Here is a 10,629-nt window from a genome sequence, read left to right as displayed (position 1 = left end):
CGGCGGGCGGCGTGTAGCCGAACCCGCTCGCCTCGAAGATGCCGCGCACCTCGGCGTCGAGGTCGGGGTCGCGCCCGGTCGTCTCGTCGATCTCGCCCCGGATCCGGCGCATCGTGGCGTCGGCGTCGGCGATCGCGTCCTCGCCGGTCGGCACCGGGGCGGGTGCCGTCGGCTCGGGGTCGTCCCAATCGGCGGTTGGGTCGCTGTAGCCCTCGCGTACCGGCCGCTCGGCGGGCGGGTCGGCGACAGCGGTCGCGGCGGGTGCGGCGCTGCCGTTGAACAGGTGGTCGGTGTTCTCCCACCTGCGGGCGTACGGCTCGCCCGCGGCGAGGCGGGACAGCTCGTCGAGTTCGGGCCGGTACTCGGCGGTCGCGACGACGATCTTCGCGATCTCGCTCGGCGTCATGCGGTACACGACCAGGGCGCGGGCGGGGTCGTCGAGAACCTTGATCGCGCCGGTACCTGCGACGGGCATGTCTTCCGGCGAGATCTTGTCGCCCCACCCGAACAGGTACGCGACCTCTCGCTCGTCCGACTTCATGGCGATCTTGAGGCCGGACTGCACGACGAGCTGCGGCTCTTCGAGCACATCCTGTGTCGCCCGCAGCGCCGAGGCGATGACGTTGCACGCGACAGCGCGCGCGAGTTCGACGACCTGCAGCAGCACGTCGCCGGCCTTGCGCAAGATCGGGTGCTTGCGAGCCTTCGCCGAGTACAGCTCGGCGACCTCGTCGGCGTTCGCGACGATGCCGGGCACGGCGGCCGACACCGGGATCTTGTCGTCGTCCGCCTCGATCTGCAGGTCGGCGTATCCCGGCTTCCTGGCCTTAGCGATGCGCAGCAGCGCCTCGGCCATGGCGAGCACCTTCTCGGGGGTGTCCGCGACCCAGTCGATCGGCGAGCGGCCGGGCCGTCCGGCTTTCGCCCACGCGCGCAGCCACGGCAGCGCGAGCGAGCCGCCGTTGAGGTCGATCACCCACACGAGGACGTCGACCATGCGGAGTTGCCCGGCGATCGCCACGTTCATCAGGTTCGACTTGCCCGACCCCTTGCGGCCGGTGAAGATCGCCGTCAACTGCCGGATGCACGGCGCGGCCTCGCTGCCGTCCTTGTGAATGCCGAGCTGCAGCCCGTCGTTCAGCGAGCGGGGCGAGTAGTCGTCGGGGTACATGGTCGGGCCGGCCGCGACCTGATTCGCGGTCTCGATGTTCGCGAGGAACGAGCCGCGGTCGGCCCCCTCGGTGATCTCGACCGAGCAGCCGTTCGGCAGCCGAGCGTCGCCGGCCAATCCGTCTTGGTGCCGCTGAATGTCGCGCCACGTATACCCGCCCTCGGGCAACCGCCCTTCGAGGGTCATGCCGCCGCTCGGCCACATCTCGACGCCCACGACGAGCACGCCCTCGATCCCGCTCACGCGCGAGAACCGCGCCGACCACTGCTCGGCGAGCGCCCGGTACCCGCGCATGATCCCGCTGTGCGCGGCCGCCGTGTCCTCGGCCGCGGCCGCCGCCTCGGCCCGCCGCCGCGCAGCCCGGTTGCCCGCCATGGCGGCGCCGAGCCCGACCGCGCCCGCCGCGAGGGTGGCAACGCAATTGACGGTCCACGGACCGGCGTTCAGCGCCCACGAGCACCATGCCCCCGCGCCGACCCATGCGGCCGCGCGGAGTACGAGACTGCCGCGCCCGGCGCCGGACTGCCGGCCCGCGATGTGCGAGCCGACGAGCCCGGCGCCTGCGACGCCGACACCCCACCAGGGGGACGCGCCGGCCGCGTTCGCCGCGTATGAGGCGGCGAGCGCGGAACCGGCGGCGCTGAGCGGGGCAGTGAACGGACCGTGCCCCGACTCCCAATCGATCTGCACTGTCTGCCCTTTCACAGAGAGGTGTCGGCGTTCGCGCGCACGTCCCACTCGCGCTCGCCCTTGCGCTGGTTCTGCAGGCGCTCGATGTCGACGTGATGCAGCTTCTGAAACGCGCCGGGCAGCTCGCGGGCGAGTTCGCTCGCCTTCATCTGCAGGCGGTAAATGCCCTGCATGATCTCGATGATCCGGGGGTCGAGCGGCTGCTCTTCGTGGGCGCGTGCGGTCGAGATCTTCATCGCGTTCGCGATGTGTTCGAGGGCGTCGGGCAGCTTCCCGAAGTCGCGGCCGACCTGCATCATGCCGTCGGGCGAGTAGGTCGTCGCGATGCGTTCGAGTTCCATCGCAGGTGCAAGGAAGTGGTGTCCGCCGGACATGGCGTGTCCTCCGTGAGTCGAGCGGGAACCGCCGGCGAATGCCGGGCGGCGTACGAATGTGGCGACGGGCGGCGGCGACGAGGCGACCGTCGGGCCCGTCATGGCCGGACCGCCGGCCGTACGGCGAGTTGCCCGACGCTGTCGGCGGCGCTGCCAGACGGCGCGCAGCGTGGCGAGGCCGGCGCGCACGCTGCGGTTCCACACGAACGAGGCGGCGCCCGCAATCCCGGAAAGGGCGCCGTCCCACAGCGCGCCCGCGGCACGGCCGATGCGGCGAGCAGCAGCTCGTCGTGCCGTCGCGGTGTTGCGCCACAGTGCGCGGGCGGGGGCGGCCGCCCACCGACCGGCGCGACCTATACCTCGGGCAGTGCGCGCGATGCCGCGCCCCGTGGCACGGATGCCGCGCCCCGTGTTGACCATGCCGCGACGGGCTGCGCTCGCGGCGGGGCGCACCCGCCCGAGCAGGCTGCGCGAGCGGGGCGTGCGCGTCCTGGTCGACGAGGTCGAGGGCGACGTCGAGGGCGAGGTGCCGCCCCGCTTGGGGCGCTTGTGCTTGCCCCCGCTCGTGGGCGTGGGCAGCCGGGGCGACTTGAGCCGCCCCGCGCCCCGACCGCCGAGTGAGCCGAGGGCGCCGAGGGCGCCCCGCCGGGTCCGCCCCGGTGTCCGGGGCGCCGCCCCGCCCTGCGCCCCGGCGGCCGCCCCGCGGGATCCGCCCCGACGGGGCGCCCCGCCCCGCCCCGAGGTGCCGCCCCGCCCTGCGCCCCCGGACGCCCCGCCCCGAGTACGCCCTCGGTTCGAGGTGCCCGCCCCGCCCCGAGTGCGCCCTGCGACGGCGGTCGTACGACGGCGGACGGAACGGCGGCGCTGCAGGGCGCCCCCGGCCGCGAGGGCGACGACGGTCGCGGCCGCGCCCGCCAGTCCAGCCGGGCCGGCTGCCTGATACGCGGCGGTCGCCACCATGGCCGAGGTGTTGCTGACGCCGATCACGAGCGGCTCGACCGGCACGCCGCGGCTGCGGGTGGCGCGCGGTGCGGGCTCGGTTGCAGCCTCGGCAGCCGGCTCGGGCGTGGGTACGGGCGGCGGCGCTGCGGCCGCCTCGACGGGCGGTTCGGGCGCGGCCGCGGCGGGCGCGGGCGGTGCTGCGGTGTCTGACACCGGGGTTGCTCCTTCACTGCGACTGCGGTCGTTGTGATCGAGGGGTGGGTGCGAGGGGGGTGTATCGGCCGGTCAGAGGGGGGCGGGGTCGAACTGTGACTGCAGTCGCGGTCACAGTCAGACCGTCATGTGCCGGTGAGCGCCCGCACGTTGGGCGAGCCGAGTTCGAGCAGCTTCGGGTCGTCCGCCTCGACCTCGTCGCGCAGCTTCTGCGCGTGGCGGCGGGACTTGTACGGGTAGCCGAGCGCGTGCTCGGACTGCAGCAGCTTGACGATCACGCCCTCGCCGGGCCGGCCGTTCAGCTCGGCGTACAGCGCCTTGATCTTCTTCTTCACCTCGGCTCGGGTCGGCGGCCGCTGCTCGTCGCGGGGCGCCTCGGTCTCGTCCTCGTCGGCGGGGCGCTCCGGGGCGCCCTCGTCGTGCGGGGCGGAATCCTCGGGGGCGCCCTCGCTGTCGGGGGCGCCGCCCTGCGGGGCGCCCTGGTCGTCGGGGGCGGGGCGTTCGGGGGCGCCCTCGTTCTGCGGGGTGGACTCGGCCGGGGCGCCCTCGGGTTCCGGGGCGGGGCGCTGCGGGGCGCCCTGCGCCGGGGCGGCCGGGGGCGGGGGCGGCAGCTCGGGGGCGCCCTGCGGGGCGGGGGCGATCGCCGGGGCGCCCTCCCGTTCCGGGTCGTCGAACGGGGCGGCCTCATCCCATGCCGGGTCGTACCCGCCGGCGTAGTCGATCGCCGGGGCGGGGGCGGCCGGGGCGGGCTCGGCGACGAGGGCGCCCTCGACCGGGGTGAGGGGGCGCCCGTACCGGGTGAGCCGCAGCGCGAGCACTTCCTCGAACGGCGCCTTGCTGCGCCACCTGCGCCCGTACCGGTGCCGCAGCCGAGCCCGCTCGGTCAGCCGCTCCTGTTCGAGGGCGATCACCTGCTCGTACGACCGCAGTTCCCACAGCTTCATGCGCCGCCACAGACGGAACGTCGAGATCGGGTCGAGCAGCCACCGCGACAGGCGTACCGACTCCATGTGCTTCGCGGCGCTGATGTCCGCGGCGATGCCGATCGCGTGCCGCGCCGCCTCGACGACGACCACGAACAGAATCGGGATCACGGCATGCATGCCGACGCCGATCGGGTCGGGCCACGCGGCCGCCCCGTTGAACGCGATCGTCGCGACGGTCAGCAGCCACGCGGTTTGACGCAGCAGCCCGAGCGGCATACGCAGCCATGTGAGCAGCAGATCGAGCGCGAGCAGCACGAGAATCCCGGCGTCGAGCCCGATCGGGAAGAGCAGCGCGAACGAGCCGAAGTGCTTCGCTTCCGCGAGGGTGCGAACCGCGGCGTACGAGCCGATGAACCCGATCAGGGCGATCACGGCAGCGCCGAGCGCTACGCCAGCGATGAGCTTGCGCTGCAGGGCGGTGAGCTGCGGTCGGTCACGCTCGGGTTCGGTGCGGCGCTCGCCGTTACTATCAGCCACGGATCGGCCCTCTGCTCGACAGTTGGGGGCACGGTCCGCCCCGACCACATGGCGTTCGCGGCGCCGGCCGGGGCATTCCGTTGTGCGGGTTCGACCGTAGGTGAACCTGCTTTACAGTGTCAACAAGGTTAGGGCAGGATGAGCGCCATGCCAGAGCGGGAAGAGCCGCCGACACACGGTGCGGGCGAGGGAGAACCGAGGTTGGGGAACATGTCCCAGGTTGCTGCCGAACTCGGTGTGTCGCGGCAGTACGTGCACACGTGGCGCCGTACACACGAGGACTTCCCAGCGCCCCGCCGTCGGCCCGGCAGCACCCGTGACGAGTGGGATCTCGACGAGGTGCGTCGCTACTGGGATGCGCGAGACCTACGGCCCGGCGAGCGCACCGACCTACACGCCGACGACGAGCAGTGACCCGGACCCCGCCCGATGTGGCGGGGTCTCGTCGTACCCGGACGGGGCACCTCGCGCTGCGAGCGGCGGCAGCCGGCCGGACCATGACCGTATGGACGCGCAGCGCCCCGTGATCGTGAACCCGCCCTCGCCGACCGGCGGCCGCCGCGTGCGGGTCGACGGCGAGATTCTCGGGCTCGCGCACAGCCTCGTCGACGTCGCCGAGTTCCTGCGCCGAGCCGGCCTCGAACTCGAACCGAGCGAGGTCGCCGAGTCCGGCCTGATCGAATGGCGAGGCGGCGGCCCCCAATCGTGGGGAACCGCCGCCGACGGGTGAGTGCTACGCGGCCGCGCGATCCCGAGCTGCTGCTCGCTGTCGAGCCCGGTCGTCGGCCCGCTTCCGGCGCCGAGCCGCCCCGTCGAGTTCCCGCTGCAGGGTGGCGAGCTGCGCGGGCGTCGACCACGTACGGCGGCCGCCGTCGAGCCCGACCGGCGCCGAGCAGTCCGGACCGGCACACGTCACCGCGTCGTTCTCGCCGCCGCCCGCGTGCATCGTGAGCGCGCTGCCGCAGTACGGGCACGGCCGATCCATTGTCACGGCGTACCGGTCGATAGTGCCGCCGATCGTCCGCTCGATCCGGCGCGCAGCCTCGCGGGCGACGAGCCCGATCGCTGCCCGGTGATGGTCGCGCAGCGGCATGCACGGCCCCTCGTCGCCGCGCAGCCGGCCGAGCAGCCACTCGGCCGCCCGTACCGCGCTGCGGTCGCCCATGGTGAAGTGCCACCGGGCAGGGTCGGCCTCGTCGCGTGCGGCGAGCATGGCGAGGGCGAGCCCGACCGGGTCGCCGGGGATCGGCCGGCGCAGCGCCTTGACCGTGTCGCGCTGAATCTCGGCGGCGACCTGATCGGCGATCGAGCACAGAGCGACCTCGACCGCGCGGCACGCGTCGACGACGTGCAGCCGCAACGGCACCGGGCGCTCGCCGAGCTGTCCGGGGTGCCGGTCGGGGCGCGGCAGGTGACTGCGCCCCTCGCCGACGTACTCGCAGTGCAGGCACTCGTACCGCGGCCGGCCGTGCTCGTCGGTCTTGGTGACGAGGTGCTGCGCGTGCTGCAGCAGTAGGGCGGTCTCGTCGCGGTCGTGCTCGTCGAGGGTGCGCAGGTACTCGGCCTTGCCCATGGCGGGCGGCCACGAGTCCGAGGTCTGCGAGGTGTCGATCAGGGCGCGCAAGTGGGTCCAGTGGTCGACGACGACCTGCAGGTCGTCGAGGGCGGTACGGGGGCGGGCGGTGTGCTGCATGGTGAGCGCTCCTGTGGTGCGTGGGGCGTAGGCTGATCACACCGCGAAGGGGAACGGGGCGCCCGGTGCTTGCCGGCTTGGGGCGCCCCTTCGTCGTGTCAGACCGTTCGGCGCCGCTTGTCGCGAGCCCGCCGACGGGCAGCTCGCAGTTCGCCGCGCGCGAGCACGCCGTGCCGCTCGTTCGGCTGCGAGGGCGGCAGATGGTCGACCGGGCTGTACTCGACCCGCCCCTGCGCGTCCCACACATAGTTCCGGTACCGGTGCATCCCGCGGTGCCCGCGCCGGTAGGCGCAGCGCCAATGCCGGTATCCGCCGCCCGCCTCGTCCGTGCGCGGGCAGTGATTGCAGTAGCCGCGCGCGACGGCGAGCAGATCCTGCAGGCGGTCGTGCCACACCTTCCGGTAGATGCGCAGCCTCATGACGCGCCCCTCTCTCCCTGCTCTTCGGCACTGGCCTCGGCGGGCGGCATGAACCGCGCGATCTGCCGCATTGCTCGCGCCTCGACGAGATCCCACGCCCGCGCGGCGTCGGCGAGGATCCGGCGGCGCAGCGACATGACCTCGTGGTGGGCGTTGACCGCCTCGGGCAGCGAGGTCGCCTCGGGCAAGTCGAGGCGGCGCTCGATCCGGCCGACGGCGGCACGGTCGAGGATCGCGTCGAGCCCGGCGAACTGCGGTGCGTCGAAGTGCGGGTGCTGGTGTCGCCATGCCCGGATCTCGTCGAGCGCGGCGGTCAAGTGGTCGGCCGCCGGGGCGGTAGTGGTGTTGTCCACGGGGTTCCTCACAGTCTGTGGATGGCGGGCGGGACTACAGGGGCGGGAGGTCGACGACGCTGCGGCCGATCGCGTCCGGCTTGCGCCGCCGGGTCACGGGAGTGCAGTAGCCGGCGAGCGGGTTTTTCTCGTACAGCCAGTCGAGGGCGGCCGCGAGGTCGTCGTCGGAGAGGTCGGCGAGCTGCTCGACGTCGGCCTCGTCGAGGTCGTCGAACTCGTCGGGCTCGAACTCGTCGCTCATGCCGCCTCTCCTGTACCGGTGTTGAGCCATGGGGCGAGGGCGCCGAGCACGACGTCGATGCGGGCCTCGGTCCGGTCGGCGATGCACCTGCACTGAGAGGTGCGCTCGCACTTCGGGCACGGAACGGGACGGCGTAGGGCGTGTTCGAGGACGCGTCGAACGACGAGCGGGGCGGCGCCCACCTTATCGCCCACGCCCATGGGCATGGGCAGTACCTGCTCGTCGTCCTGGTCGACGAGCACGATCTCGGTCGCGCCCTGATGTCCGTGGATGAACTCGACCGACACGCGCCCCCGGTCCCAGAACACGGCCGAGGGGTGCTCGCCGCGCCACCGGACGTTCGCGGTTCCGTCCGGCCACAGCACGCCGTCGGCGACCGACCCGTCGCCGCTCACTCCGCTCACGTCGTGATGACGGCGCAGGGTGAACCGCAGCGGCACGAGCTGCTGATCGGGGCGTACGACGCGGCGCCCGGTGAGTTCGAGGGTGGCCTCGTCGAGCAGTGCCCGCGCGGCCTCGTCGTCGACGACGCGACGGGCGAACGCGAGCAGCGCCTCGACGGCGGTCATTGGCTTCTCGGTCATGCTGCTGTCTCCCTGGTCTGTCGGTAGCGGTTGTTCACGCCGTAGCCGTTCGAGTGATCGATCTCGGCGACAGCGGCGCCGAGTTCTGCCCAGTGGCGCGCGGCGTCGGGGTCCGGCTTGCGGCGCTGCTGCTCGCGGGCGCGGCCGCGGCGGGGTCGGGGTCGGGCGCCGCCGAACGTGCCGTCGGGCACGGTCTCGGCGAGCTGCTTGTCGACGGACACCTTCACGAGGACACCTCGCATTCCTGGGGTGCGGTGCGCGCAGCCTCGCGGGCAGCCCGTACCGCCTCGCGAGCCTGCAGGTACGTGTCGTTCGGACGACCGGCGGCCGCCGGCTCGGATCCGGTGAGCAGCGCCCGCAGCTCTACCGGATCGGCGCCGCCGCGGCGTACGCCCTCGCGTTCGGCCCGCAGCGCCGCCCGGTAGCCGGGGATGTTGTCGGGGTCGAGGTGCGGGTGCGAGGTCGGCTCGAAGGTGCCGACGTGCCGGTCGAGCCGGCGGCGAGCCTCGGTGCGCCACCGGGCGGCGATGTCTTTCGGCATGACCGCCCACGCCGACTCGGCGTAGTGGTCGCCGACCGCCCGGCCGGCGAAGTCGAGGGGGACGTCGCGCAGGATCGCCGCCCACATCGTGAGCTGCGCAGCCTGCTCGGTCTCGTTCACCTTCACGACTCGGTCGTCGACGAGGGAGATCTGCGAGAGCAGTTCGAGGGTCTCGTCAAGGGTCACGACGCGGTACCTCCGTTCAGGCGCTCGCGCAGCCGGTCGAGCCCGGCGCGCTGCTGCTGTGACTTGGTCATGGGCTGCTGCGCGAAGGGGACGACGACGCCGCCCGGCCCCTGCGCCGCCTCGGTGCGCTCGTTCTCGGCCCACTGCTGCCAGCGGCCGCCGAACCCGGCGGCGCGCACCTGGTCGTCGAGCATGCGCTGCCGGAACTTGCGGGTGACGGCGTCGATCTGCTGCCCGGTGAGCTGCTCGCGGCCGCTGTCGGCGCGGGCGAGCTGCGCGGCGCGCACGTCGTCGTCGCTCGGCTGCCAGTCGGCGGCGATCTGAGAGAGAGCCGCCCGGCCGCGCATACCGCCTGCAGGTGCCTCTCTACCTTCACCCCCCTCGTGGGAGGGGAGGGGAGGGGAGGGGTTCGCGTGCGCACGAGTCCCCGAGCTGTCCCCAGGGGACGCACCGCCGCGACCTGCGTAGTCGTCATATTCCGGCGTACGGTCCGTCGACGAATCGTCGTCGAATCGTCCGCGGTTCTCGTTCAGACCGTCGGCGAATCCGCCACGGTTCGGCAGCGGATCTTGCACGGCGCGCTGCCGCCGCTTCTTCTCTGCAGCCCGCTCGCGCTTGCTCTCTACCTCGGCGCGCGACGGGTTGTACGGGGCGAGGTAGTCGTGAATGAAAAAGTCGCCGGGCGCCGGCTGCGCGCACTTCGGGTGCCTGCACGAGTGCCCGCGTTCGTGCCACAGCCCGGCAGCGACCAACTTCGCGATCTGCGGCTTCGAGCCGTACATCTTCGCGATGACGCCGGGCACGATGCCGTCGGTCAGGTGCTGTGCGGCGTAGGCGCCGCAGCGCAGCCACAACCCGAGCGCCGCGTTCCCGGCGGCGATCATCTTCGGGTGGCTGTGGGCGTTGTCGTCAACGACGAACCATGGCATCGGGGTTCTCCTATCCGAGGGTGAGCTGTCCCTCGGGAACCGAGGTCGTACGGGGGCGGCGCCCGCCTCGCCCGCGCCCGTGGGCGTGGGCGCCAGTGCCGGGGGGCGCCGTGCACTGATGGTCGATCACGTGCGGGCGGGTGCACTCCGCCTTGCGTCGGTGGCAGTCGGCCCACTGCAGGTCGGGTCCGCCCGCCGAGGTGCGTACACACCAGTCGAGCCGGTTCGGCTCGCGCAGCAACGCGGCCGCCGCGGCGGTCAGTTCGTCGGCGTCGGCGGTCACAGCGAGCGCCGCACGGTTGCCGACGAGCTGCCGCAGTACGGTGCGGCCGCAGCGGCAGCGCTCACGACGAGCGCCGCCACTGCTGCTCGGGGGGCGGGGCATCAGAACTGCTCGGCTCGGTTTCCGCCTCGCTGCGCACGCTTGCGTTCCTCGTGCACCTCGAACTCGACCTCGGTCGGCTGCTCGGCGAGCAGCGCGGCGACGGTCGCCTCGACGTCCTGCGAGCCGGGCCCGATCTCGTCGAGCGTGCCGTTCATCTTGCGCTGCCGGTACATGGCGCGCTGCACCTCGCGCAGCAGCCGTATCGTGTCGCCCTCGGTGGCGACCTCGGCGAGCTTGACCCTGAGCTTTACCTGCGGGTCTTTGTCCTCGTCGGCCGCGTGCCCGGTGTACGTCGTACTCGCGAACTCGACGACCGCGACGATCCTCGATCCGGGCGCCTCGAACAGCCCGCGGCGCAGGATCGCGGGAATCGCCTGCTGCAGCATCGCGCCGGCACTGTCGAGCTTGACCTCGACCTCGGCATCTTCGTTCAGCCTCGGCATGG

The 10,629-nt window shown here is 73.0% G+C and carries 15 protein-coding genes; 2 read left to right on the top strand and 13 right to left on the bottom strand.

What is annotated here, in order from left to right; all coding sequences use genetic code 11:
• The 3 genes from OHA98_RS32455 to OHA98_RS32445 form a co-directional block, all read right to left on the bottom strand.
• Positions 1-1,861 (bottom strand): hypothetical protein (locus tag OHA98_RS32455; protein ID WP_266930815.1); only part of this gene is annotated, 1,861 nt, incomplete at its 3' end.
• A gap of 11 nt (positions 1,862-1,872) precedes the next feature.
• Positions 1,873-3,390: a hypothetical protein gene (locus tag OHA98_RS42785; protein ID WP_323179661.1), complete on the bottom strand. Its 1,518-nt coding sequence runs from the start codon at positions 3,388-3,390 to the stop codon at positions 1,873-1,875.
• 125 nt (positions 3,391-3,515) lie between these two features.
• Complete coding sequence (locus OHA98_RS32445) at positions 3,516-4,790, bottom strand: DUF2637 domain-containing protein (protein ID WP_266931008.1); 1,275 nt, start codon at positions 4,788-4,790, stop codon at positions 3,516-3,518.
• Positions 4,791-5,063: 273 nt separating this feature from the next.
• Between OHA98_RS32445 and OHA98_RS32440 the strand changes: the two genes are divergently transcribed.
• On the top strand, positions 5,064-5,267 hold the full coding sequence (locus OHA98_RS32440) for a hypothetical protein (RefSeq protein WP_266930813.1): 204 nt from the start codon (positions 5,064-5,066) through the stop codon (positions 5,265-5,267).
• Between the two features lie 91 nt (positions 5,268-5,358).
• Complete coding sequence (locus OHA98_RS32435; RefSeq protein ID WP_266930812.1) at positions 5,359-5,583, top strand: hypothetical protein; 225 nt, start codon at positions 5,359-5,361, stop codon at positions 5,581-5,583.
• Positions 5,584-5,586: 3 nt separating this feature from the next.
• On the opposite strand, the gene OHA98_RS32430 is transcribed toward OHA98_RS32435, so the two are convergent.
• From OHA98_RS32430 to OHA98_RS32385, 10 genes are all read right to left on the bottom strand, one after another.
• Positions 5,587-6,546 (bottom strand): hypothetical protein, encoded by a 960-nt coding sequence (locus OHA98_RS32430; RefSeq protein ID WP_266930811.1) that lies wholly within the window; start codon positions 6,544-6,546, stop codon positions 5,587-5,589.
• A 98-nt stretch (positions 6,547-6,644) separates the two neighbouring features.
• Positions 6,645-6,965 (bottom strand): hypothetical protein, encoded by a 321-nt coding sequence (locus OHA98_RS32425; RefSeq protein WP_266930810.1) that lies wholly within the window; start codon positions 6,963-6,965, stop codon positions 6,645-6,647.
• Positions 6,962-7,318: a hypothetical protein gene (locus tag OHA98_RS32420; protein WP_266930809.1), complete on the bottom strand. Its 357-nt coding sequence runs from the start codon at positions 7,316-7,318 to the stop codon at positions 6,962-6,964. Before OHA98_RS32420 ends, OHA98_RS32425 begins: the two co-directional genes overlap by 4 nt.
• Before the next feature lie 34 nt (positions 7,319-7,352).
• Positions 7,353-7,559: a hypothetical protein gene (locus OHA98_RS32415; RefSeq protein WP_266930808.1), complete on the bottom strand. Its 207-nt coding sequence runs from the start codon at positions 7,557-7,559 to the stop codon at positions 7,353-7,355.
• On the bottom strand, positions 7,556-8,143 hold the full coding sequence (locus OHA98_RS32410) for a hypothetical protein (RefSeq protein ID WP_266930807.1): 588 nt from the start codon (positions 8,141-8,143) through the stop codon (positions 7,556-7,558). Before OHA98_RS32410 ends, OHA98_RS32415 begins: the two co-directional genes overlap by 4 nt.
• Positions 8,140-8,370: a hypothetical protein gene (locus OHA98_RS32405; RefSeq protein ID WP_266930806.1), complete on the bottom strand. Its 231-nt coding sequence runs from the start codon at positions 8,368-8,370 to the stop codon at positions 8,140-8,142. The genes OHA98_RS32410 and OHA98_RS32405 overlap by 4 nt, the downstream gene beginning before the upstream one ends.
• The gene (locus OHA98_RS32400) at positions 8,367-8,870 is read right to left on the bottom strand and encodes a hypothetical protein (protein WP_266930804.1); all 504 of its coding nucleotides are present in this window, start codon (positions 8,868-8,870) and stop codon (positions 8,367-8,369) included. Before OHA98_RS32400 ends, OHA98_RS32405 begins: the two co-directional genes overlap by 4 nt.
• Positions 8,867-9,799: a hypothetical protein gene (locus OHA98_RS32395; protein WP_266930803.1), complete on the bottom strand. Its 933-nt coding sequence runs from the start codon at positions 9,797-9,799 to the stop codon at positions 8,867-8,869. Before OHA98_RS32395 ends, OHA98_RS32400 begins: the two co-directional genes overlap by 4 nt.
• A 10-nt stretch (positions 9,800-9,809) precedes the next feature.
• Positions 9,810-10,184 (bottom strand): hypothetical protein, encoded by a 375-nt coding sequence (locus OHA98_RS32390; RefSeq protein ID WP_266930801.1) that lies wholly within the window; start codon positions 10,182-10,184, stop codon positions 9,810-9,812.
• Complete coding sequence (locus tag OHA98_RS32385) at positions 10,184-10,627, bottom strand: hypothetical protein (protein ID WP_266930799.1); 444 nt, start codon at positions 10,625-10,627, stop codon at positions 10,184-10,186. Before OHA98_RS32385 ends, OHA98_RS32390 begins: the two co-directional genes overlap by 1 nt.
• Between the last annotated feature and the right edge of the window lie 2 nt (positions 10,628-10,629).

The sequence above is a fragment of the Streptomyces sp. NBC_00654 genome (assembly GCF_026341775.1).
Taxonomy (GTDB): domain Bacteria; phylum Actinomycetota; class Actinomycetes; order Streptomycetales; family Streptomycetaceae; genus Streptomyces.
This window is presented reverse-complemented; position numbering and strand designations above follow the sequence as displayed.